The organism is Sphingomonas trueperi, from assembly GCF_011927635.1.
Taxonomy (GTDB): Bacteria; Pseudomonadota; Alphaproteobacteria; order Sphingomonadales; family Sphingomonadaceae; genus Sphingomonas; species Sphingomonas trueperi.
In genome coordinates this window covers 35618-58171 of sequence record NZ_JAATJB010000004.1, presented here as the reverse complement: position 1 = coordinate 58171, position 22554 = coordinate 35618, and the positions used below count along the sequence as shown (strand labels likewise).

The 22554-nt window shown below is 67.4% G+C and carries 19 protein-coding genes and 1 tRNA gene; 11 read left to right on the top strand and 9 right to left on the bottom strand.

Features of this window, described 5'->3' with window-relative positions; genetic code table 11:
* Window positions 1–16 precede the first annotated feature (16 nt).
* From cysS to GGR89_RS08055, 3 genes are read right to left on the bottom strand one after another with little or no spacing between them, the layout of a single operon-like run.
* Window positions 17–1447, bottom strand: coding sequence for a cysteine--tRNA ligase (gene cysS, locus GGR89_RS08065; protein WP_125973605.1), 1431 nt, complete (start codon window positions 1445–1447; stop codon window positions 17–19).
* Between the two features lie 41 nt (window positions 1448–1488).
* Window positions 1489–1779 carry a hypothetical protein gene (locus GGR89_RS08060; protein WP_125973607.1) on the bottom strand — a complete coding sequence of 97 codons (291 nt, stop codon included), beginning with the start codon at window positions 1777–1779 and terminating at the stop codon, window positions 1489–1491.
* A gap of 3 nt (window positions 1780–1782) precedes the next feature.
* Complete coding sequence (locus GGR89_RS08055; RefSeq protein ID WP_125973609.1) at window positions 1783–2001, bottom strand: hypothetical protein; 219 nt, start codon at window positions 1999–2001, stop codon at window positions 1783–1785.
* A 201-nt stretch (window positions 2002–2202) separates the two neighbouring features.
* Here GGR89_RS08055 and GGR89_RS08050 point away from each other — a divergent pair, with 201 nt between their 5' ends.
* Complete coding sequence (locus tag GGR89_RS08050; RefSeq protein ID WP_125973611.1) at window positions 2203–2601, top strand: glycine zipper 2TM domain-containing protein; 399 nt, start codon at window positions 2203–2205, stop codon at window positions 2599–2601.
* 94 nt (window positions 2602–2695) lie between these two features.
* On the opposite strand, the gene GGR89_RS08045 is transcribed toward GGR89_RS08050, so the two are convergent.
* Window positions 2696–2769 (bottom strand) — tRNA-Cys (locus tag GGR89_RS08045).
* Window positions 2770–2933: 164 nt separating this feature from the next.
* Here GGR89_RS08045 and GGR89_RS08040 point away from each other — a divergent pair.
* The 4 genes from GGR89_RS08040 to GGR89_RS08025 are packed head-to-tail and all read left to right on the top strand — an operon-like array spanning window position 2934 to window position 7789.
* The gene (locus GGR89_RS08040; RefSeq protein WP_241213546.1) at window positions 2934–3617 is read left to right on the top strand and encodes a protein-L-isoaspartate O-methyltransferase family protein; all 684 of its coding nucleotides are present in this window, start codon (window positions 2934–2936) and stop codon (window positions 3615–3617) included.
* A 17-nt stretch (window positions 3618–3634) separates the two neighbouring features.
* Window positions 3635–5188, top strand: coding sequence for a TolC family outer membrane protein (locus tag GGR89_RS08035; protein ID WP_126002260.1), 1554 nt, complete (start codon window positions 3635–3637; stop codon window positions 5186–5188).
* 37 nt (window positions 5189–5225) lie between these two features.
* Window positions 5226–5690 carry a DUF2497 domain-containing protein gene (locus GGR89_RS08030; RefSeq protein WP_206431222.1) on the top strand — a complete coding sequence of 155 codons (465 nt, stop codon included), beginning with the start codon at window positions 5226–5228 and terminating at the stop codon, window positions 5688–5690.
* 53 nt (window positions 5691–5743) lie between these two features.
* On the top strand, window positions 5744–7789 hold the full coding sequence (locus GGR89_RS08025; protein ID WP_125973616.1) for an alpha/beta hydrolase family protein: 2046 nt from the start codon (window positions 5744–5746) through the stop codon (window positions 7787–7789).
* Window positions 7790–7933: 144 nt separating this feature from the next.
* Here the strand turns inward: GGR89_RS08025 and GGR89_RS08020 are convergent, their stop codons facing one another.
* Window positions 7934–8653 (bottom strand): MOSC domain-containing protein, encoded by a 720-nt coding sequence (locus GGR89_RS08020; protein ID WP_125973618.1) that lies wholly within the window; start codon window positions 8651–8653, stop codon window positions 7934–7936.
* 138 nt (window positions 8654–8791) lie between these two features.
* On the opposite strand from GGR89_RS08020, the gene recA reads away from it, so the two are divergent.
* The 4 genes from recA to GGR89_RS08000 all read left to right on the top strand — a co-directional run bounded on the left by recA (window position 8792) and on the right by GGR89_RS08000 (window position 13142).
* Window positions 8792–9862 (top strand): recombinase RecA, encoded by a 1071-nt coding sequence (recA, locus tag GGR89_RS08015; RefSeq protein WP_064312673.1) that lies wholly within the window; start codon window positions 8792–8794, stop codon window positions 9860–9862.
* 91 nt (window positions 9863–9953) lie between these two features.
* Window positions 9954–10286 carry a hypothetical protein gene (locus GGR89_RS08010; protein ID WP_209092184.1) on the top strand — a complete coding sequence of 111 codons (333 nt, stop codon included), beginning with the start codon at window positions 9954–9956 and terminating at the stop codon, window positions 10284–10286.
* 43 nt (window positions 10287–10329) lie between these two features.
* Window positions 10330–12417 carry a catalase gene (locus GGR89_RS08005; RefSeq protein ID WP_125973622.1) on the top strand — a complete coding sequence of 696 codons (2088 nt, stop codon included), beginning with the start codon at window positions 10330–10332 and terminating at the stop codon, window positions 12415–12417.
* 98 nt (window positions 12418–12515) lie between these two features.
* Window positions 12516–13142: a glutathione S-transferase family protein gene (locus GGR89_RS08000; protein ID WP_125973624.1), complete on the top strand. Its 627-nt coding sequence runs from the start codon at window positions 12516–12518 to the stop codon at window positions 13140–13142.
* 15 nt (window positions 13143–13157) lie between these two features.
* Here the strand turns inward: GGR89_RS08000 and GGR89_RS07995 are convergent, their stop codons facing one another.
* Window positions 13158–14480, bottom strand: coding sequence for a dicarboxylate/amino acid:cation symporter (locus tag GGR89_RS07995; RefSeq protein WP_125973626.1), 1323 nt, complete (start codon window positions 14478–14480; stop codon window positions 13158–13160).
* A 331-nt stretch (window positions 14481–14811) separates the two neighbouring features.
* Here GGR89_RS07995 and GGR89_RS07990 point away from each other — a divergent pair, with 331 nt between their 5' ends.
* Window positions 14812–16068 carry a M24 family metallopeptidase gene (locus GGR89_RS07990; protein WP_425338750.1) on the top strand — a complete coding sequence of 419 codons (1257 nt, stop codon included), beginning with the start codon at window positions 14812–14814 and terminating at the stop codon, window positions 16066–16068.
* 100 nt (window positions 16069–16168) lie between these two features.
* Window positions 16169–18820 carry an alanine--tRNA ligase gene (alaS, locus tag GGR89_RS07985; protein WP_125973628.1) on the top strand — a complete coding sequence of 884 codons (2652 nt, stop codon included), beginning with the start codon at window positions 16169–16171 and terminating at the stop codon, window positions 18818–18820.
* Between the two features lie 9 nt (window positions 18821–18829).
* On the opposite strand, the gene GGR89_RS07980 is transcribed toward alaS, so the two are convergent.
* The 3 genes from GGR89_RS07980 to GGR89_RS07970 form a co-directional block, all read right to left on the bottom strand.
* The gene (locus GGR89_RS07980; protein ID WP_125973630.1) at window positions 18830–19345 is read right to left on the bottom strand and encodes a hypothetical protein; all 516 of its coding nucleotides are present in this window, start codon (window positions 19343–19345) and stop codon (window positions 18830–18832) included.
* Window positions 19346–19350: 5 nt separating this feature from the next.
* The gene (locus GGR89_RS07975; RefSeq protein WP_125973632.1) at window positions 19351–21138 is read right to left on the bottom strand and encodes a cation:proton antiporter domain-containing protein; all 1788 of its coding nucleotides are present in this window, start codon (window positions 21136–21138) and stop codon (window positions 19351–19353) included.
* A 183-nt stretch (window positions 21139–21321) separates the two neighbouring features.
* Entirely contained in the window at window positions 21322–22542 is a 1221-nt protein-coding gene (locus GGR89_RS07970; protein WP_125973634.1) for an NADP-dependent isocitrate dehydrogenase, read from the bottom strand.
* Window positions 22543–22554 lie beyond the last annotated feature (12 nt).

The window sequence follows — 22554 nt, the reverse complement described above, 5'->3', positions numbered from 1 at the left end:
GGAGAGGAGCTTTTCGTTATAGCGCCGGCTTCCAGTCCCAGCCGAGCGGATCGCCGTCCATCACCTCGATCCCCGCCGCGACCAGATCGTCGCGGATCCGGTCGGAGCGCTGGAAGTCCTTCACCACCCGCGCTTCCTTGCGCTCGACCAGCAGGTCGCTGATCGCTTCGGGCGTGATCGTCGCGCCCTTCGGCTGCACGCGCAGTTCCTCGCGGGTCAGCTCGGCGAGCCGCAGGCCCAGCACCTTGTCGAACTCGGCGAGCGCGGCCAGCCGGTCCGCCGGCGACGTCCGCTTGTCGGCCAGCATCTCGTCGAGCACCGGCAGCGCCTTGGGCGTGTTGAGATCGTCCGACACCGCGGCGTCGAGCTTCTCCAGCCACGCCGCCGGCGCGGTGCCTTCGCCCTCGGCGCGGGCGCGGAGCGCGGTCACCGTCATCACCAGCCGCTTCAGCCGGGTGAGCGCCGCCGCGAGGTTCTCGGCCGAGAATTCCAGCTCGCTGCGATACTGCGCCTGGAGGCACAGCAGGCGATAGGCGAGGGGGTGCACGCCCGCGTCGATCAGCGACTGGAGCGTGGTGAACCCGCCCTTGGACTTGGACATCTTGCCCTGGCGGTCGACCAGGAAGTTGTTGTGCATCCAGAAATGCGCGCCGGTATCGCCGCAGCCGCAATAGGCCTGGTTCTGCGCGATCTCGTTGGGGTGGTGGATCTCGCGATGGTCGATGCCGCCGGTGTGGATGTCGAACGGCGCGCCGAGATACTGGATGCTCATCACCGAGCATTCGAGATGCCAGCCCGGCGCGCCCTTGCCCCAGGGGGAATCCCATTCCATCTGGCGCTGCTCGCCCGGCGGCGACTTGCGCCAGATCGCGAAGTCCTGCGGGTGGCGCTTGCCGTCGACGGGATCGATCCGGCTTTCCGCCGCGTCATCGGCAGCGCCGGCCAGGCGGCCATAGTCGGGCACGGTCGTCACGTCGAAATACAGGCCTGAGTCGAGCTCGTAGCAATGCTCGGGCGCGATCTTCTCGGCGAAGGCGATCATCTGCTGGATGTGATCGGTCGCCACCGACCATTTGCTGGGTTCGGTGATGTTGAGGTCGGCGATGTTCTGCTTGAACGCGGCGGTATAGTGCGCCGCGATGTCCCAGATGCTCATCGCCTGGGCGCGCGCGGCCGCTTCCATCTTGTCGTCGCCGGCATCGGCGTCCGAGGTGAGGTGGCCGACATCGGTGATGTTGATGATGTGGGTGAGCGGATAGCCCTTCCAGCGCAGCACCCGGCTCAGCGTGTCGGTGAACACATAGGCGCGCAGATTGCCGAGATGGGCGTAGTTGTAGACCGTCGGCCCGCACGAATAGACGCGCACGCCCTTGGCGGGGTCGAGCGGCTGGAACGGCTCGAGCGAACGGGAAAGCGAATTGTAGAGCGTCAGCGGTGCGTCGTGCATGGCGTGCGCATAGCGAACAAAATGCTCGCGACAAACCCGGCTTAGTCGGCCGGTGCGGAGGCCTCGGCGATTGCGGCGTTGACCATCGCGCTCCAGATCCGCGCGGGATCGTCGCCGGCGGCGCGGCCGGCCTCGATCATCGTCGCGGTCGGCTCGCGCAGCGTGCGCAGTACCGCCAGCGCACGATCGGTCTCGCGCGACCAGATCGTGTCGACGATCTCGCTCACCGGCCGGCCGAGCTCGCCCGCGCCCTCGGCATTGGGGCTCAGCATCTCGGCGGCGATGACGCGGGCGATTCGCTCGATCGGCGAGGTGTTGGAAACGCTGGTCATGGCTCAGGCGGCCAGCGGCGGATCGGCGGGGCGGGCGTGGAGCGCGCTGCCGCCGACCGCGCCATGGTGGAGCGGCAGCGCAGTGCCGCAAAAGGCGCATTCGGCCGTCGTCCGACCGACCATCCAGTGCGACTGGCCGCAGCCGGGGCAGGGATTGGTCTCGTGCGGGCGGTAGGCCATGCGATAGCCGGTCAGCGCGCGGCGGATGCCGAAATCGTACATGCGGAAGGTTCCCTCCAATAGGCCGAAAGAACGTTTCCCAGGTGTCATGGTTCCGCGCGCCTGTGGAGCGTGGGCCGTCCCGTTCCGGGCCAATGGATTAGCTGAACATGACCTAACCAGCGCATTCAGGATGCGAACAGCGTGTTTGTGCGAATCAGGCTTCAGACGGCGGCACAGGCTGCCGCCGCGAGGAGATACGAGATGAAGAAGTTTCTGGTCGGCGCCACCATGGCTGCCACGCTGATGACCGGTTCGATCGCCGCGACCCCGGCGGCCGCTCAGGACTGGGGCTATCGCGACGGCTACAACCATTATGACCGCGACTATCGCGACGGCTACCGCGATGCACGGGACTATCGTGACTACCGCGACTATCGCGACGATCGTCCCCGCTACGCCTATCGCGGCCGCAACTATCGCCGCTGCAGCGACGGCACCGCCGGCACCATCCTCGGCGCGATCGCCGGTGGCCTGCTGGGCGGCGAGATCGGCCGCGGCAGCTCCTATCGCCGCAGCGGCACCGGCATGATCATCGGTGCGGGCGCCGGCGCGCTGGCCGGCCGCGCGGTCGACGGTGGCGACTGCCGCAACGGCCGCTGATCCCGGCCGACAAGAACGAAAGGGCGTCCGCTGCACGGGGCAGCGGGCGCCCTTTGCGTATGTGGAAGATGGAGAAGGGCGCGCCTGGCGCCGGTGGAGGCCCGAGCCGGAATCGAACCGGCATATACGGATTTGCAGTCCGCTGCGTCACCATTCCGCCATCGGGCCATCCGGAGGTGAGGCGCGGCAAATGCCCTCGGGGCGGGGGTGATGTCAACAGAGTTTCAAAATAACGTCGCACTCGCTTGGCGAGCCCCGCACTCCGCGATAGAAGCCTCGGGACAGCAACAAGTGTATTGCACAACTAATACGGTTGTGCGACAAGCGGAGTGATGATGGCCCTTATGGTCGACCCTGCGCCCCTCGAAGCGCCCCGTTTCGAAGCGATGCGCCACGCCATGGTGGCGAGCCAGCTGCGTACCAACGCAGTGAACGATCCTCGCGTGGTGACGGCGATGTCGCAAGTCCCGCGCGAAGTGTTCCTGCCGCCGGAGCAGCGCGCGCTCGCCTATCGCGACACGCTGCTGCCGCTCGGCAATGGCCGCCGCCACGATTCGCCGCTGGCGACGGGCCGGCTGCTGACCGAGGCGGAGCTGCAGTCCAGCGATCATGTCCTGCTGGTCGGCGCCGCCGGTGGCTATGCCGCGGCTCTGCTTTCGCCGCTGGTCGCGTCGGTCGTCGCGCTCGAGGAAGAACCGGCGCTGGTCGCGATCGCACGCGGCGGGCTGGCCGGTGCGGCCAATGTCGAGCTGGTCCAGGGCCCGCTCAACGCCGGCTGGGCCGCGCGCGGGCCGTACGACCTGATCGTGATCGACGGTGCCGTCGAGGAACTGCCGCAGGCGATCGTCGACCAGGTCAAGGTCGGCGGCCGCATCGTGACGGGCGTGATCGACCGCGGCGTGACGCGGCTGGCGCTCGGTCGCCGTACCGAGGGGGGCTTCGGTCTGGCGGATTTCCTGGACATCGAAGTGGCGACACTGCCGGGCTTTGAAAAACCGAGAAAATTTACCTTTTAACCTTAAAAGCGGGGCTCATGCGACTGAACATTTTGCTCATTGGTGTGAGCCTCGTTTCCCTCGGGGCGCCGGCGTTCGCCCAGACCGCGCCCAGCGGCCGCAAGGACGTGCCCGCGCCCGGCGCCAAGACCGCGGCGCCGACGACGACGCTGCAGGACGCGCTGGCCCAGGCCTATGCGACCAACCCGGACATTCAGACCCAGCGCGCCAACCAGCGCGCCAATGACGAGAATGTGCCGATCGCGCGCTCGCAGGGGCTGCCCGGCCTCAACGCCACCGGCAGCGCCAATGACAGCCTGTACAACACCAATGCCACCGCGCTGACGCCGTCGCGCCAGGCGCAGCTGGGCATCAACCTGTCGCAGCCTATCTACAGCGGCGGCAGCATCCGCAATTCGGTGCGCGCTGCCGAGGTGCGGGTGAATGCCGGCCGCGCCAATCTGCGCGGGGCCGAGGCGGACATCTTCACCCAGACGGTGACCGCCTATCTCAACGTCATCCGCGACGAATCGATCGTCCGCCTCAACCAGGAAAACGTCCACGTCCTGGAGGTGAACCTCCAGGCGACCCGCGACCGCTTCCAGGTCGGCGATCTTACCCGCACCGACGTCGCCCAGTCCGAAGCACGTCTGGCGCTCGCCCAAGCCCAGCTGCGCAGCGCCGAGGCACAGCTGATCGGCAGCCGCGAGACCTATATCCAGGTCGTCGGCACGCCGCCGGGCGTGCTCGCGCCGCCGCCGCCGCTGCCCAATCTGCCGGAGGACGTGCAGACCGCCGAGCAGGTGGCGCTCGCCAACAACCCGTTCCTCGAAGCCGCGCAGCTCGCCCGCGATGCGTCGCGCTACGATACCCGCGTGGCAAAGGCGGGGCGGCTGCCGCAGGTGAGCATCGGCGCCGGCGGCACCTATCTCAACTATCTCGGCTCGGTCGGCGATATCGGCCGGCGCGCGGGGCTGACCCCCACCGCCACCACCGCGACCGTCGGCCTGCAGGTCTCCCTTCCGCTGTTCCAGGGCGGCCGTCCGGCGGCACAGGTCCGCCAGGCGCAGGCGCGCGAGGGCGCCGCGATCGAGACGGTGACGCTCACCGAACGCGGCGTGATCGCGCAGGCGCGCTCGGCCTATGCCAGCTATCAGGCGGCGCTCCGCGTGATCGAATCGTCGCGCACCGCGGTGCAGGCAAACCAGCTCAGCCTCGAGGGCGTGCGCGCGGAAAACAGCGTCGGCACGCGTACTATCCTTGACATCCTCAACGCCGAGCAGGAACTACTCAACTCGCAGGTGCAATATGTCACCGCCGAGCGCGACGCCTATGTCGCCGGGTTCAGCCTGCTCGCCGCGATGGGGCGCGCCCAGGCCAAGGACCTGAATTTCGACAGCCGGCTGCTCTACGATCCGGCGGTGAACTACACCCGCGTCCGCAACCGCATCAACGACTGGCGCGACGACAAGGCGCCGCAGCCGGTGGCGACCAGCACGCGCGCCACGCCCGCGCAGGGGGCGGAGGTGATCGGCGTGCCGCTCGACCCCACGCTCCAGCGTTCGGTTGACAGCGACCGGCCAAATCCCTGATTGAGGGGGTTCGTACTCGAACGCCAGGATGGACGCGATGGGGACTGCCAGCAGCGAGCCGTCGATGGAGGAGATCCTCGCATCGATCAAACGGATCATCGCCGATGACGAACCCGGCGCGTTCGCTCGCGGCCGCCCGCTGCGCGCGGTGCCCGAAGCCGCGGTCGAGGACGCGCCCGAGGAAGCCTTGGCCGAGCCCCCGCACGAGGACGTGCTGGAGCTGCACGAGCCGATCGCGGAAGCGCCTGCGCTTGAGCCTCAGCCTGCGGTAGCCCCGGTCGACCCGATCCTCTCCGACCGCGTCGCCGAGGCCAGCCGCGAGAAGCTCGAGGCGCTGTCGCGGCTGATCGTCAAGCCGCAGGTGCCGGGGTCGGACACGCTGGAGGGCTTGGTCCGCGAGATGCTCAAGCCGATGCTCCGCGACTGGCTGGACCAGAACCTGCCCCAGCTCGTCGAGCAGATCGTCGCGCGCGAGATCGCCCGGATCACCGGCACCCGCTGAACCGCAAATCCTGCGATTGTATCGGGCGTTACCTTCCGGCTATCGTCGCCGGCATGAAGCAGTTCCTCGTCGCGAGCGTCGCGCTCGCTGCCATCGCTGCGCCGGCTTCGGCGCGAGACCTCACCATCCAGGACGTTGTCGGCCTCTCCCGTGTGGGGGCGCCTGCGGTGTCGCCCGACGGCCATTGGCTCGTCTGGCAGCAGCGCGAGACCGATCTGGCCGCCAACAAGGGCCGCTATGATCTGTGGCGGCTCGACCTGACCGCCAAGGGTGCCAAGCCCGAGAAGCTGGTCGCCGAGCCGCTGGTCAACGAGACCGCGCCCCAGATTTCCGCCGACGGCAAGACCGTGTGGTTCCAGTCCGACAAGGGCGGCGAGGATGCGGTCTGGTCGGTTGCGATCACGGGCGGCACGCCCACCCAGTTGACCCATATCCAGGGCGGCTTCAGCGGCTTCAAGGTCTCGCCGGACGGCGCGAAGCTGCTCGTCTGGGCCGATCGCAAGCCGGGCGCGCCGACCGTCACCCCGGCGATGGAGAAGAAGGATCCCAATGCCGGCTCGGGACGCGTCTACCAGCAGTTGTTCGTGCGCCACTGGGACAGCTGGGCCGACGGCACCCGCTCGCAGCTGTTCGTCCTGCCCTTCGGCCCCCAGGGGGCGACCGGTGACGGCGTCGCGATCGAGGGCGGGCTGGTCGGCGACGCCCCCTCCAAGCCCTATGGCGGCGGCGAGGAAGTCGCCTGGAGTGCGGACGGCAAGACCGTCTACTTCGCGCTGCGCGAGGCGGGGCGGATCGAGTCGCTCTCGACCAATCTCGACATCTTCGCCGCGCCTGCGGATGGGTCGTCGGCGCCGGTGAACCTCACCAAGGGCAATGGCGGCATGGACAATCTGCCGACGCCGTCGCCCGACGGGAAGTGGCTCGCCTGGTTCGCCATGGCGCGCCCGGGCTATGAGGCCGATCGCCAGGTGCTGATGCTCCGCAACCTCGCCACCGGCGACGTGCGTGCGTTGACCGCCCATTGGGACCGCTCGGTCGCCTCGATCGCCTGGGGATCGGACTCCAAGACGATCTACGTCACCGCGCAGGACGTGCAGGAAGAGCCGGTCTTCGCCGTGTCGCTGGCGGGCAAGGTCGAGCGGCTGACCGAGAAGGGCAGCGTCTCCGCCGTGGTGCCGACCAAAGGCGGGCTCGTCTATGCGATGAACAGCCTCACCGCACCCGACGATTTCTACCGGCTCAAGGGCAAGAAGAGCACGCGGCTCACCGCGGTGAACGCCGAGAAGCTTGCCGGCATCGCGATGCCCGAGGTGACCCGCTACAGCTTCAACGGCGCCAATGGCGACACCGTCTGGGGCTATGTCGCCAAACCGGCGGGGCTGGCGACGGGCGCCAAGGCGCCGATCGCCTTCATCGTCCATGGCGGGCCGCAGGGCAGCATGGGCAATAGCTGGTCCTATCGTTGGAACCCGGCGGTGTTCGCCGGTGCCGGCTATGCGGTGGTCGCGGTCGATTTCCACGGCTCGACCGGCTATGGCCAGGCCTTCACCGATGCGATCCGCAACAATTGGGGCGGCGCGCCGCTCGAGGACCTCAAGAAGGGCCTGCGCGCCGCGACCGATCGCTTCGCCTTCCTCGATAGCGACAGGGCCTGCGCGCTCGGCGCCTCCTATGGCGGCTATATGATGAACTGGATCGAGGGCCAGTGGCCCGATCGCTTCAAGTGCATCGTCCAGCATGACGGCGTGTTCGACGCGCGCGCCATGGCATACGAGACCGAGGAGCTGTGGTTCGACGAGTGGGAACATGGCGGCAAGGCCTATTTCGAGGACCCTGCGGCGTTCGAGCGCTGGAACCCGGTCAACCATGTCAGCGCGTGGAAGACCCCGCAGCTGGTGATCACCAGCGAGAAGGACTTCCGCATCCCCTACACCCAGGGGCTGGCCGCCTTCACCGCGCTCCAGCGCCGCGAGATCCCGTCCAAGCTGCTCGTCTTCCCGGACGAGAACCACTGGGTGCTCAAGCCGAAGAACTCGCTGCAATGGTATGGCGAGGTGCTCGGCTGGATGGACCAGTGGACCGGCAAGGCGGCGAAGTAACGGATGGGGGAGGGGGGCGCCGGCCGCCTCTCCCCGTTCGTCATTCCGGCGAAAGCCGGAATCCATTGGCGCCTCCGTTGCGGCCCTTGCCGAACTCGAGTGGCGTCTGGATCCCGGCTTCCGCCGGGATGACGGCCTGAAATTCTATCCAACTACCCGCACCGGGTCGCCGACGCGGATCAGTCCGGGTCGTGCCGGTGCCGAATACAGCCCGTAACAGGCTGAAAAGCGCTGGGCGACGGTGCGCAGGATCGTCGGGTCCTTGGCGCCGGTATCCGGGTCGATGGTGATCAGCACGCAGCGCTGGATCGGATCGGCGCATTGCACGATTGCGCCGTCCTCGCTCGGGTCCCCGAAGGCGAGGCGAAGGCCCTGCCATTGCTCGGGCAGCAGCTCGCTTTCGATCGTCACGTTGATGCGGAAGCGGCGCGGGTCGATCCGGCCGCCATGTGCGGCCTCCAGCGCGCGGTGGCCGGCGCTGGTCTGGAGCGAGACCGGCATGGAGTCGTAGACGCCGCGCGCCACCTGGATCAGCGACACCGGCTCGCGCGCCGCTTCCGCCAGGTGCGCATGCAGGCCAGCGTCATGGAGGGAGCGGCTGCCGCCGTCGGGCGTGTCGATAGCAATTGCGCAGGTCTTGGGAGCCGACGGATCGGCGAAGCGTGCCCGGTGGAGTACCATGCCCGGCACTTCGCGTGCGGTAAGCCACGGAAATCGCGTGCCATTTTGCGCGCGGACGAAAGCGTACTGGCGGTCGCCCTCGATGCCCTGCCAGTCCAGCTCGGCGATCGGCAGCGCCTCGCCCGCCATGGACTTCACCGGAAAGCGGGCAAGGGCGGAAACATGGCCGACGATCAAGGTCACGGCACCGCAGCTAGCGCGCGTACCGCATGTGCGCAACCTTCGCGAAGTTCACCTCTTGTTCTCACGGAACAAATGCGATACAAGCACTGCAACACGGTTGAACGCAGTGCGTAAACCCTCTAGCGACGGGGCTTCCCAATGGCAGCATCTCTCAAGGTGATCGACGGCAATATGGCCAATCCCACGGACAAGCAGAAGGCGCTCGACGCCGCCCTCGCGCAGATCGACCGCGCCTTCGGCAAGGGCTCGGCCATGCGGCTGGGCTCGAAGGAGACGATGCAGGTCGAGGCGATCTCCACGGGTTCGCTGGGGCTTGACATCGCGCTCGGCGTCGGCGGTCTGCCGCGCGGCCGCGTGATCGAAGTCTATGGTCCGGAAAGCTCGGGCAAGACGACGCTGGCGCTGCACGTGATCGCCGAGGCGCAGAAGAATGGCGGTGTGGCGGCGTTCGTCGACGCCGAGCACGCGCTCGACCCGGTTTATGCCAAGAAGCTGGGCGTCAATATCGACGAGCTGATCGTCTCGCAGCCCGATACCGGCGAGCAGGCGCTGGAAATCACCGACACTTTGGTCCGTTCGAACGCGATCGACGTGCTGGTGGTCGACTCGGTCGCCGCGCTGGTGCCGCGCGCCGAAATCGAGGGCGAGATGGGCGACAGCCATGTCGGCCTCCAGGCACGCCTGATGTCGCAGAGCCTGCGCAAGCTGACCGGCTCGATCAGCCGCTCGCGCTGCATGGTGATCTTCATCAACCAGCTGCGCATGAAGATCGGCGTGATGTACGGCAACCCGGAGACGACGACGGGCGGCAACGCGCTCAAGTTCTACGCCTCGGTCCGCCTCGACATTCGCCGCACCGGCCAGATCAAGGATCGCGACGAAATCATCGGCAACGCCACGCGCGTCAAGGTGGTGAAGAACAAGGTCGCGCCGCCGTTCAAGCAGGTCGAATTCGACATCATGTACGGCGAGGGCATCTCCAAGATCGGCGAGATCCTCGATCTCGGCGTGAAGGCGGGGCTCGTCGAGAAGTCGGGTGCCTGGTTCAGCTATGACAGCATCCGCATCGGCCAGGGACGCGAGAATTCGAAGAACTTCCTGCGCGAGAACCCCGAGGTCTGCAACCGGCTGGAAGCCGCGATCCGCGGCCGTACGGAGCAGGTCGCCGAGGGCCTGATGGCGGGTCCGGAGCCCGACGACGATATCTGATCGGACGACCTCCGCGGTGGCGGGGCCTGACGGGACGTGCGATGCCGCGTCCTCGGCAGATCTCGCCATCAGCCTCGCCGCTGCCCGGGCCTTGCTGCAATCGGCATGGCCCGAGGCGGTGGAGCGGGAAGCGGCACGCGAGCCGGGGCGGACGCTCCTCTACACATCGTCGGGTGGCGGCGCAGCGGTACTGCGGCTGGTCGTCGATCCGCCCAACCTGCTGCTCCATTTCGCCGAAGGCGCCGGGTTGCCCGACCCCGCGGGATTGCTGCGGGGCGAGGGGCGGCGCGGTCGCTTTGTTTGCCTGGGCGCAGTCGCTTCCGGCGACGAACGGGCGCTGCGGGCGCTGATCGCCGTTGCGGCGGCTGGCGCCTCCGCCACGACCGAAATCGACATAGATCACAAACCTGGCGCAACTGCCTGACCCACGGTTCGTTGGACCTTCGCACGCATTGCGAGGACTCCCCATGACCGACCATATCGAACGCAACGCCCCAGCCGGTGGCGAAACCCACCAGGTGACCGATGCCGAGCACCCGGTGCTCACCACCAATCACGGCACGCCGATCAGCGACAACCAGAACCAGCTGAAGGCGGGCGCGCGCGGCCCGGTACTGATCGAGGACGAAGTCTTCCGCGAGAAGATGAACCATTTCGATCACGAGCGCATCCCAGAGCGCATCGTCCACGCCCGCGGTTCGGCCGCCCACGGCTATTTCGAGGTGACCGACAGCCTCTCCGACGTGACGATCGCGGATCTGTTCCAGAAGAAGGGCCAGCGCACCGAGGTGTTCGTCCGCTTCTCCACCGTTGCCGGCGGCGCGGGTTCGATCGATACCCCGCGCGATGTCCGCGGCTTCGCGGTCAAGTTCTACACCCGCGAGGGCAATTGGGATCTGGTTGGTAACAACATCCCGGTCTTCTTCATCCAGGACGCGATCAAGTTCCCCGACCTGATCCACGCCGCCAAGATGGAAGCCGATCGCGGCTATCCTCAGGCGGCGACCGCGCACGACACCTTCTGGGACTTCATCAGCCTGATGCCCGAATCGACGCACATGATCATGTGGGCGATGTCCGACCGCACGCTGCCGCGCAGCTTCGCGACGATGGAGGGTTTCGGGGTTCATACGTTCCGGTTCATCAATGCCGAGGGCAAGAGCACCTTCGTCAAGTTCCACTGGAAGCCCAAGGCGGGCCTCGCCTCGACGATCTGGGACGAGACGGTGAAGATCGCCGGTGCCGATCCCGATTTCCAGCGCCGCGACCTGTTCGAGCGGATCGCGCGCGGCGATTATCCGGAATGGGAACTCGGCGTGCAGCTGTTCGACGAGGACTTCGCCAACGCCCAGCCCTATGACGTGCTCGACGCGACCAAGCTGATCCCCGAGGAAGTCCTGCCGGTGCGCATCGTCGGGCGAATGGTGCTCGATCGCTATCCCGACAATTTCTTCGCCGAGACCGAGCAGGCGGCGTTCGTGCCCAGCCATGTCGTCCCCGGCATCGGCTTCAGCAACGACCCGCTGCTCCAGGGCCGGCTGTTCAGCTATACCGACACCCAGTTGTCGCGGCTCGGTTCGGTCAATTTCCACCAGCTCCCGATCAACGCCGCAAAGGGCCGCGCGGCGGCAGCGGGCTGCCCGTTCCTGAACCAGCAGCGCGACGGGCACATGCAGATGGCGGTGCCCAAGGGCCGCGCCAATTACGAGCCCAACAGCCTTGCCAAGGCGGGCGAGGAAGGTGGCGCGCGCGAGGATCCGGAGAAGGGCTACAAGACCTTCCCGTCCGAGGAGCAGGGCCAGAAGCTCCGTATCCGTCCGGAAAGCTTCGCCGATCACTATAGCCAGGCGCGGCTGTTCTTCCGCTCGATGGACCCGGCCGAGCAGGCGCATATCGCCTCGGCGCTGGTGTTCGAGCTGTCCAAGGTCAGCCTCGAGCATATCCGCGTGCAGGTGATGGCCAATCTGCGCAATGTCGACGAGACGCTGGCCGAGCGCGTCGCCGACGGCCTGGCGATGGACCTGCCCGAGGCCGCGCCCACGGCAGCGCCGGTGCTCGACATGGACCCGTCGCCTGCGCTCCGCATCATCCGCGGGCCCCGCGAACTCCACACGCTGGAAGGCAAGACCGTCGGCATCCTGATCGCCGACGGCACCGATGCGGGCGAGCTCGCGACGCTCAAGGATGCGATCAAGGCAGCCGGCGGCAACGCGATGACGATCGCCCCTAAGGTCGGCGCGGTGCCACTCTCCGACGGGTCGAAGATCGCCGCCGACGCCCAGCTGTTCGGCCAGCCGTCGGTGACGGTCGATGCGTGCGCGGTGATCCTGTCGGATCAAGCAGCCGCCAAGCTCGTCAAGGAAGGTGCCGCCGTCCAGTGGGTGATGGACGCGTTCGGCCACCTCAAGGCGATCGGCGCCAATGCCGCCGCCCAGCCGCTGCTCGACAAGGCGGGCGTCGAACCCGACGAAGGCGTCACCGATCTGGCCGGCTTCGTCGAAGCGGCCAAGCAGCGCTATTGGGATCGCGAACCCAAGGTGCGCACGCTCGCCTGACCGGCGCCACTGCGGCTTGCGCGGCGCTTCGGCGTCGCGCAAGCTGCAGGCCTGTGCAGACAGCGGCGGCGAACGCCGCGCCAACCGGAGGGGCCGACTTGACGATCATCGTCCACCATCTCGAAAATTCCCGCTCGCAGCGCGTGCTGTGGCTGCTGGAGGAGCTCGCGCTTCCCTATCAGGTGAAGCGCTACGAGCGGAACAAGGCGACAATGCTCGCCCCGCCCGAGCTCCGCCAAGTCCACCCGCTCGGCAAGTCGCCGGTGATCGAGGATGGCGGCACGGTGGTCGCCGAAACCGGCGCGATCCTGCAATATCTGGTCGACAAGGCCGACGGGAAGCTCGGCGCGCCCGCGAACCGCGAGGATGCGCTGCGCTATCGCCACTTCCTGCATTATGCGGAGGGCTCGCTGATGCCGCCGCTCCTGGTGATGCTGGTGCTCGCTCGGGTGCCCTTCTTCGGCAAGATGGGCCTCAAGAAGTTCCGCCCGATGGCCGAGGTGCATTTCGATTATGTCGAAGGCGAACTGGCGAAGCGTCCCTGGTTTGCCGGCGATACCTTTACCGCAGCGGACGTGATGATGAGCTTCCCCATCGAGGCAGCGGTCAAGCGCGCAGGCATCCTCGAAGGGCGCCGGCATATCGCGGCGTTCCTGGAGAAGATTCATACCCGCCCGGCCTATCAGCGGGCGCTGAAGGCAGGCGGACCCTATGCCTATGCGTGATGCGACCGGGAGCGCTCAGCTCCCGGCATAGTCCTCGAACCTGTCAGCATCGTGCGGCCCGCCAGTCGGGAGCGGCCGCACCGCTGGCTCGGCCTCGTCCGGCTCGTCCAGCTTGCCTTCCCAGCGCGCAACCACGGCTGCGGCCACGGCATTGCCGACAACGTTGGTCGCGGTGCGGCCCATATCGAGGAAGTGGTCGACCGCGAGGATCAGCAATATGCCCGCCTCGGGAATGTTGAAATGCGCCAGCGTGCCGGTGATCACCACCAGGCTGGCGCGCGGCACCCCGGCGATCCCCTTGCTGGTGACCATCAGGATCAGCAGCATCTGGATCATCGTCGCCCAGTCGAGATGAATGCCGTAGGCCTGGGCGATGAAGATCGACGCGAAGGTCATGTACATCATCGAGCCGTCGAGGTTGAACGAATAGCCGAGCGGCAGCACGAAGCTGGCGATGCGCGGCGGCACGCCGAACCGGTCCAGCGCATCGAGCGTGCGCGGATAGGCCGCTTCCGACGACGCAGTCGAGAAGCCGAGCAGGATCGGATCGCGCAGATAGCGGAACAGCAGGCCGGTGCGCGGCCCGATCACCAGGAAGCAGGCGCCGAGCAGCACTGCCCACAGCGCGGCGAGACCGACATAGAAGCTGCCCATGAAGAAGGCGAGGTCGCCGACCACGCCCAGCCCCTTGGTGGCGAGCGTCCGCGCCACGGCGCAGAACACCGCGACCGGCGCGAACAGCATCACATAGCCGGTGACGGTCAGCATCACCGAGACCAGCGCCTCCAGCCCGCGCAGCAGCGGCTTGGCCTTGTCGCCCACCGCCGCCATGCCGACGCCGAAGAACAGCGAGAAGATCACCAGCTGGAGGATGTCGTTGCTCGCCATCGCCTCGATCGCGCTGGTCGGCACAATATGGGTGAAGAACTTGGCCGCATCGAAGGACGAGCGGTCGACCCCGCTAGAGGCGTTTGCCGGCGGGAGCGGCAGATGCAGGCCGGTGCCCGGCTGGAGCAGGTTGACCAGCAGCAGCCCGAGGGTGAGCGAGACGAGGCTTGCGCAGACGAACCAGAAGAACGCCTTCAGCCCAACGCGCCCGATCGCTCCGCCGCCGCCCATATGCGCGATGCCGACGACCAGCGTGGAGACGACCAGCGGCGCGATGATCATCTTGATGAGATGGAGGAACATCTGGGTGGGGATGTCGAGGCCATAGGCGATCGATTCGAGCGTCGCCTTGCCCGCCGCGGTCCCCCCATAGCCGAGGTTCAGCCCCCAGCCGATCAGCCCGCCCAGCAGCAGCGCCGCCAGGATGAACCAGGTTAGTCGTTTACCCACACATGCTCCCCGTAGAATCGTCGCGGGAGGGAAGGGGATTGTTGCGCCCGGGTCAAGCCCGGGGGCGCAGGACCGGTCTCACCGAGGCACTGTCCGGCGGGGCCGGGGAGGCGCATCGGGCGAGGATTCGGTCGCAAATCGCGGGTCGCACCAGGCGGGGCCGGGCACCACCGGCGGCCGCGGCGCTGCCGCCGGGAGCCCCAGCAGCAGCAAGAGCGGCACGATGGCAGCGATGCGTCTGATACCCATATCCTCGATCCCGGCGCGAAATCCTTGCCGTCCCGACCCGCTTCGTTCTACGCGAGCGACGATACAAGAGCGAGGGCGTGAGATGACGGCTTGGGCAACGACGCGACGGAACCTGATCGGGGGCATGGTAGCGCTGCCGTTGCTCGGGCTGCCGGCAATCGTCCGCGCGGCCGAGCCCGATCTTGCCCAGCTGCAGGACATGACCGGCAATGCCCGCCCGATCGGCCCCGAAGAGCGGCGCGCGCGGCTTGCCAAGGCACAAGCGCTGATGAAGGCGAACGGCATTGGGGCGGTGCTGATCGAGCCCGGTGCAAGCCTGGTCTATTTCACCGGAATCCGCTGGGGCCGCAGCGAGCGGCTCACCGCCGCCATCCTGCCGGCCGAGGGCGAGCCCTGCATCGTCACGCCGTTCTTCGAGGAACCGCGCACCCGCGAGACGCTTGCGATTTCGGCCGAGGTGCGCGTCTGGCCGGAGGACGAGGATCCGCTCAAGATCGTCGCCGGCTTTCTCAAGGATCGCAAGCTGGCGGGACTGCCGGTCGGGATCGAGGAGACGGTGCGCTTCTTCGCGATCGATGGGCTGCAGAAGAACGGACTGCGGGTCACCTCGGCCAACCCGGTCGTGCGTGGCTGCCGGATGATCAAGAGCCCGGCCGAACTGGCGCTGATGCAGCTCGCAACCAATATCACCATTGCCGCCTATCGCTTTGTATATGCGCGGGTCGAGAAGGGCATGCGCCAGCGCGACGTCTCGGCGCTGATGGATGCGGCGACGCGCAAGCTGGGCGGCGATCCCGAGTTCAGCATGGTGCTGGTTGGCGAGGGTGCCGCCTATCCGCACGGCACCAAGACGCCCTCGCCGGTAAGCGACGGCGCGATCGTGCTGATGGACTGCGGCTGCAACGTGATGGGCTACCAGTCCGACGTCTCGCGCACATTCGTCCATGGCAGCGCGAGTGTGGAGCAACGCAAGGTGTGGGACGCGGTGGCGAAGGGCCAGCAAATGGCGTTCGCCGCGGCCAAGCTCGGTGCGCCGGCCGGCAGCGTCGACGACGCGGTGCGGGGCTATTATGCCTCGCTCGGCTATGGGCCGGACTATAAGCTGCCGGGCCTGTCGCACCGCACCGGGCACGGCATCGGGCTCGACGGGCACGAGCCGGTCAACCTCGTCCGCGGCGAGAAGACGCCGCTGGCGCCGGGCATGTGCTTCTCGAACGAGCCGGGCATCTATATCCCCGGCAGCTTCGGCGTGCGGCTGGAGGATTGCTTTCACATGACCGAAGCGGGCCCGAAGTGGTTCTCGACCCCGCCGGTCTCGATCGACCAGCCGATGGGCTGATCCGCACCGGGCGCAGGCCTGGCCGATGCGAATGCGGAACGATCATGCTGATCGACGTGTTTCGCTTGAGCGAAAGCCGCTCCGCCCCTAAGTCGGCCTCATGACGTCGACCAATGATATCCGCCGCTCGTTTCTCGACTATTTCGAGGGCCAGGGCCATGCCCGCGTCCCCAGCGCGCCGCTGGTGCCGCACAACGATCCCACGCTGATGTTCGTGAATGCGGGCATGGTGCCGTTCAAGAACGTGTTCACCGGCCTGGAATCGCGTCCCTACAGCACCGCGACCAGCAGTCAGAAGTGCGTGCGGGCGGGCGGCAAGCATAATGATCTCGACAATGTCGGCTATACCGCCCGGCACCACACTTTCTTCGAGATGCTCGGCAATTTCTCGTTCGGCGACTATTTCAAGGAGCAGGCGATCACCCATGCCTGGACGCTCCTCACCAGGGAATGGGGCATCCCGGCCGAGAAGCTGACCGTGACGGTGTACCACACCGACGACCAGGCGTTCGACCTGTGGAAGAAGATCGCCGGGCTGCCCGACCACAAGATCATCCGCATCCCGACCAAGGACAATTTCTGGGCGATGGGCTCGGATGGACCGTGCGGCCCCTGCTCGGAGATCTTCTACGACCACGGCGAGCATATCTATGGCGGCCCCCCGGGCTCGCCCGAGGAAGATGGCGACCGCTTCGTCGAGATCTGGAACCTCGTCTTCATGCAGTTCGTGCAGGAAAATGACGCGATCGTCGGCGACCTGCCGCGGCCGAGCATCGATACCGGCATGGGGCTGGAGCGCATCGCCGCCGTGCTGCAGGGCGTCCATAACAATTACGACATCGACACGTTCAAGGCGCTGATCGACCAGTCGGCGGCGCTGACCGGCACCTCGGCTACGGGCGAGCAGGTCGCCAGCCACCGCGTGATCGCCGATCACCTGCGCTCGTCGGGCTTCCTCGTCGCGGACGGCGTGCTGCCTGCCAATGAAGGCCGCGGATATGTGCTCCGCCGCATCATGCGCCGCGCGATGCGCCATGCCCATCTGCTCGGGGCCAAGGATCCGCTGATGCACCGGCTGGTGCCGTCGCTGGTCGCCGAGATGGGCGCCGCCTATCCGGAGCTGGTCCGCGCGCAGCCGCTGATCGAGGCGACGCTGCTCCAGGAGGAAACCCGCTTCCGCCAGACGCTCGCCAACGGCCTGCGCCTCCTCGACGAGGCGACGCAGGGGCTGAAGGCCGGCGATACGCTGCCGGGTGCGACCGCGTTCAAGCTCTACGACACGTTCGGCTTCCCCTATGACCTGACCGAGGACGCGCTGCGCGTGCAGGAGATCGGCGTCGACCGCGCCGGCTTCGACGCGGCAATGGCCGAGCAGAAGCGCGCCGCCCGCGCCGCCTGGAAGGGCTCGGGCGAGAAGGCGTCGGAAGAGCTGTGGTACGACCTCGCCGACGAGCTCGGCGGTACCGAGTTCACCGGCTATGTCAGCACCGAGGGCGAAGGCCAGGTGGTGGCGCTGGTCAAGGATGGCGCGCGGGTCGAGAAGGCGGCTGCTGGCGACACGGTGACCATCCTCACCAACCAGACGCCCTTCTATGGTGAGAGCGGTGGCCAGATGGGCGATGTCGGCATGATCGGCAACGACAAGCTGCGCGCGCTCGTCGATGACACGTCGAAGCCGCTCGGCCGCCTGCATGCCCACCATGCCAAGATCGAGAGCGGCGAAGTCGCGGTCGGCGACGCGGTCCACCTGTCGGTCGACGTCGAGCATCGCGACCAGGTCCGCGCCAACCACTCGGCGACCCACCTGCTGCACGCGGCGCTGCGCAAACGGCTCGGCACCCATGTCAGCCAGAAGGGCAGCCTGGTGGCGCCCGAGCGACTGCGCTTCGACTTCTCGCACCCCTCCGCGCTGACCCCCGAGCAGATCGCCCAGGTCGAGGCCGATGTGAATGCGCAGATCCGCCACAACGGCACGGTCGAGACGCGGCTGATGACCCCGGACGATGCGATCGCCGCGGGCGCGATGGCGCTGTTCGGCGAGAAATATGGCGACGAGGTTCGCGTGCTGTCGATGGGTCTGGGCGAGGATGCGTCCTACTCGGTCGAACTGTGCGGCGGTACGCACGTCAATGCGACGGGCGACATCGCGATCTTCAAGATCGTCTCGGAAAGCGCCGTCTCCTCGGGCGTGCGTCGTATCGAGGCGCTGACCGGCGAAGGCGCGCGACTTTGGCTGAACGCCCGCGACGAGCGGCTGCGCGAGGCAGCGGCGGCCCTCAAGACCGCACCCGACGACGTGCCGGCGCGCGTCGCCGCGCTGGTCGAGGAACGCCGAAAGCTCGAGCGCGAGCTCGCCGAGGCCAAGAAGGCGCTGGCGCTCGGCGGCGGTGCCGGCGCGGCGCCGGCGGGTCCGGAGCAGGTGAACGGCATCAATTTCGTCGGCCAGGTGCTCGACGGGCTCGAGGCCAAGGCCCTGCGCGGTGCGGTCGACGAGGCCAAGGCGCGGATCGGCAATGGCGTGGTCGCGCTGGTCGCGGTGAACGAGGGCCGTGCATCGGTCGCGGTCGGCGTCACCGACGGCATCGGCGTCAGCGCGGTGGACCTGGTGAAGGTCGCCGTCGCGGTGCTCGGCGGCCAGGGTGGCGGCGGCCGCCCGGACATGGCGCAGGGCGGCGGTCCGGACGGGACCAAGGGCGCCGAGGCGCTTGCGGCCGTGAAGGCGGCGCTGGCAGAGGCTGTCGTCGCCGCCTGATCAAAAGGGTCAGCGCCCGGGGGCGTAGCCGTCCTCGGGCAGCACCCAGATCGCCGTTTGGCTCATCTCCGGACGCAGCAGGCCGTCGATGGTGACATTGACGGTCAGTTCGCCGGCGCCGGCATCACGATAGCAGCGCTCATGCCCGGCGAGCGGTTGGAGCGCTTCCATCAGCTTGAGGCGGGTGTTGGCCTCCAGCGCAGGGCTCAGCGCGGTGCCGTTGCTGGTGAGCTTGCCGCTGTTGAAGTCCGCGGGGCGGATGCGGCTGCACACCATGCCGTCGCGCACCTGGCCGAACGTGGCATATTCGAGCACGATCAGCGGGTCGCGGTTGACCACGCCGGTAACCAGCGCGTCGAACGCGCCGTCGCCGCGCAGCGTGTAGTGGACGATAGTGCCGCAGGTACGCGCGCTGCGGTCGGGATCGATGCAGCGGATACGCCCGGCCTTGGCCGGGGCTAGCGGATCGGGAACGGCTTCGGCCTGCAGGGGGGTGAGCAGGGCGAGGGCGAGGGGAAGCAGCATCTTGGTTAGACCTTGTCGGGTTCGGCGGTGGCGTTCAGCCGCGAGCGCGTCAGCCGCGGGTCGCGTTGCAGACCGGCGGCCTCCTTGATCGAGCGGCGCATCTCGTCGCGCTTTTCGTGGATCGATGCAATCACCGGCCCGACGCCGAGGCCGAGATCGACCAGCAGCGCCTCCGAAAGTTGCAGCGAACTCTCCAGCGTCTCCGGCACCGCATCGGTGGCGCCGGCGCGATAAAGCTCGGCGGCATGGCCGGCATCGCGGGCGCGAGCGATGATCGGCAGCGTCGGCACCCAGCCGCGCACGCGCTTGGTGAGCCGCACGGTGAGCACCGGATCGTCCATGGTCAGCACCAGCGCACGCGCGCGGCCGAGCTGGAGTTGGTCGACCAGCTCGCTGCGGGTGACGTCGCCGAACAGCACATGGAAGCCGGCACGGCGCGCGCGGACCACCGTGTCGATATCGGCATCGACCGCGACATAGGGCTTGTCATGTCGGCGCAGCATCTCGGCGACGGTGCGGCCGACGCGGCCGAAGCCGATCACCACGGTGCCGCCCTCGATTTGGGCAAGATCCTCGTCGGCAATCTGCGCGCCATTCTTGCCCTCGATCTTGCGCGCGATGCTGCGCCCCGCCTTGGCGAGCAGCGGCGTGGCGGTGAGGCCGATCGCGGTCACCGCGCTCCAGAACGCGGCGGTGCCCGGCGCGATCAGTCCGGCGGCACCGGCGACGCCGAGCACGATCAGCGTGGTCTCCGATGGGCTCGCCATCAGCACGCCGGTCTCGGCGGCCGTACCCATGCGCGCACCGGACCAGCGCAGCAGCACGGTCGTCACCGCGACTTTGACCACCATCACCAGCACGCTCGCCCCGAACAGCGCGACCCAGTTGGCGGCGACGAAGCCGAGATCGAGCTGCATGCCGACGGTGAGCAGGAACACGCCGAGCGCGAGGCCCTTGAACGGCGCAGTGATCGCTTCGACTTCGCCGTGATATTCGGTCTCGGCGATCAGCAGGCCCGCGATCAGCGCGCCGACGATCGGCGAGAGGCCCGCGGCCGTGGTAGCGAGGCTGGCAACGATCACCACCAGCAGGCTGGCGGCGAGGAACAGCTCGGGGCTCTTGGTCCGCGCGGCCTGGGCGAACATGCGGGGCAGCACGATGCGCCCGCCGACGAACAGCGCGGCGACGGTCGCCGCGCCGATGCCCAGTGTCATCAGCAATTTGGTGACGCCGGCACCATCGGGGTTGGGTGCCATTGCGCCGAGACCGAAAATGATCGGCACCAGCGCCAGATCCTCGAACAGCAGCATCGCAAAGGCGGCGCGGCCGACCGGGCTGGTCGTGCCCGCAATAGGGATCACCAGCGCGGTGGAGGAGAGGGCGAGTGCGAGGCCGAGCCCGATCGCGCCACCGGTACTCAGGCCGGTCAGGTACAGCAGTGCCGCGAGGATCAGCCCCGACCCGAACAGCTCGGCCGCACCGGTGCCGAACACGAGCGCGCGCATCGCCCAGAGCCGCTTGAACGAGAGTTCCAGCCCGATCGAGAACAGCAGCAGGATGATGCCGAACTCGGCGAAGGGCTCGATCGAGTGCGCGTCGGAGATGGTCAGGTAATAGAGCCAGGGCGCCCGGCCGACCAGGCTGCCGAGCCCGAACGGCCCGACCAGCAGGCCAGCGAGGATGAACCCGATCACTGGGCTGATGCGAAAGCGCGCAAAGGCGGGAATGACGAGGCCCGCAGCGCCGAGGATTACCAGCGTATCGCTGAAGCCGTGGTTGGACAGGCTCAGCATGCGATGTCCCGGTGGCGAGGTGCAGGCGCGGGGCGGGGAAGGGAGGAACAGAAAGGCCGATGGCCGGTGGCGGATTTTGCTCGCTCGGTCATGCCCCTTAGAGACGATGCGAGGCCCGGCATTGCAAGTAGAAAAGCCCGCCAGTGGCGGGCTTTTCCGTAGCTTTACGTAGAGGGAGGCGGCTTACTGCCAACTGCCCATCGCAGTCTCGAGGTTGACGCGGATCGCCTCGAAGAACTGCTCGGTGGTCATCCAGGCCTGGTCCGGGCCGATCAGCAGCGCGAGGTCCTTGGTCATCTTGCCGCTCTCGACGGTCTCGATGCAGACCTTCTCCAGCGTCTCGGCGAAGCGGGTCACCTCCGGGGTGCCGTCGAACTTGCCGCGATACTTGAGGCCGCCGGTCCAGGCGAAGATCGATGCGATCGGGTTGGTCGAGGTCGACTTGCCCTGCTGGTGCTGGCGATAGTGGCGGGTGACGGTACCGTGCGCCGCTTCCGCCTCGATCGTCTTGCCATCTGGGGTCATCAGCACCGACGTCATCAGGCCCAGCGAGCCGAAGCCCTGCGCGACCTGGTCCGACTGGACGTCGCCGTCATAGTTCTTGCAGGCCCAGACGAATTCACCGTGCCACTTGAGCGCCGAGGCGACCATGTCGTCGATCAGGCGGTGCTCGTAGACGATACCGGCGCTCTGGAACTGGTCCTTGAACTCGGTCTCGAACACCTCGGCGAAGATGTCCTTGAAGCGGCCGTCATAGGCCTTGAGGATCGTGTTCTTGGTCGACAGGTACAGCGGCCAGTTGCGGCCGAGCGCATAGTTCATCGAGGCGCGCGCGAAATCGCGGATCGACTCGTCGAGATTGTACATGCCCATGGCGACGCCGGCCTGCGGGAAATCGAACACCTCGTGCTCGATCGTCTCGCCATTCTCGCCTTCCCACTTCATGGTCAGCTTGCCCTTGCCGGGCACCTTGAAGTCGGTCGCCTTGTACTGGTCGCCGAAGGCATGACGGCCGACGACGATCGGCTTGGTCCAGCCTGGGATCAGGCGCGGGACGTTCGAGATCACGATCGGCTCGCGGAAGATCACGCCGCCCAGGATGTTGCGGATCGTGCCGTTGGGCGACTTCCACATCTTCTTGAGGCTGAATTCCTCGACGCGCTGCTCGTCCGGGGTGATCGTCGCGCACTTCACGCCGACGCCGTACTGCTTGATCGCATTGGCCGAATCGATGGTGATCTGGTCGTTGGTCTCGTCGCGCTTCTGCACCGAGAGATCGTAATACTTCAGATCGATGTCGAGGTACGGAAGGATCAGGCGCTCGCGGATCCATTCCCAGATGATCCGCGTCATTTCGTCGCCGTCGATCTCCACGACGGGCGTTGCTACCTTGATCTTCGCCATAAGCTCGCTTTC

Coding starts and splice junctions, on each gene's coding strand:
- cysS (WP_125973605.1), bottom strand. CDS start 1,447: ATGCACGACGCACCGCTGACGCTCTACAATTCGCTTTCCCGTTCGCTC.
- GGR89_RS08060 (WP_125973607.1), bottom strand. CDS start 1,779: ATGACCAGCGTTTCCAACACCTCGCCGATCGAGCGAATCGCCCGCGTC.
- GGR89_RS08055 (WP_125973609.1), bottom strand. CDS start 2,001: ATGTACGATTTCGGCATCCGCCGCGCGCTGACCGGCTATCGCATGGCC.
- GGR89_RS08050 (WP_125973611.1), top strand. CDS start 2,203: ATGAAGAAGTTTCTGGTCGGCGCCACCATGGCTGCCACGCTGATGACC.
- GGR89_RS08040 (WP_241213546.1), top strand. CDS start 2,934: ATGATGGCCCTTATGGTCGACCCTGCGCCCCTCGAAGCGCCCCGTTTC.
- GGR89_RS08035 (WP_126002260.1), top strand. CDS start 3,635: ATGCGACTGAACATTTTGCTCATTGGTGTGAGCCTCGTTTCCCTCGGG.
- GGR89_RS08030 (WP_206431222.1), top strand. CDS start 5,226: ATGGGGACTGCCAGCAGCGAGCCGTCGATGGAGGAGATCCTCGCATCG.
- GGR89_RS08025 (WP_125973616.1), top strand. CDS start 5,744: ATGAAGCAGTTCCTCGTCGCGAGCGTCGCGCTCGCTGCCATCGCTGCG.
- recA (WP_064312673.1), top strand. CDS start 8,792: ATGGCAGCATCTCTCAAGGTGATCGACGGCAATATGGCCAATCCCACG.
- GGR89_RS08005 (WP_125973622.1), top strand. CDS start 10,330: ATGACCGACCATATCGAACGCAACGCCCCAGCCGGTGGCGAAACCCAC.
- GGR89_RS07990 (WP_425338750.1), top strand. CDS start 14,812: ATGACGGCTTGGGCAACGACGCGACGGAACCTGATCGGGGGCATGGTA.
- alaS (WP_125973628.1), top strand. CDS start 16,169: ATGACGTCGACCAATGATATCCGCCGCTCGTTTCTCGACTATTTCGAG.
- GGR89_RS07980 (WP_125973630.1), bottom strand. CDS start 19,345: ATGCTGCTTCCCCTCGCCCTCGCCCTGCTCACCCCCCTGCAGGCCGAA.
- GGR89_RS07975 (WP_125973632.1), bottom strand. CDS start 21,138: ATGCTGAGCCTGTCCAACCACGGCTTCAGCGATACGCTGGTAATCCTC.
- GGR89_RS07970 (WP_125973634.1), bottom strand. CDS start 22,542: ATGGCGAAGATCAAGGTAGCAACGCCCGTCGTGGAGATCGACGGCGAC.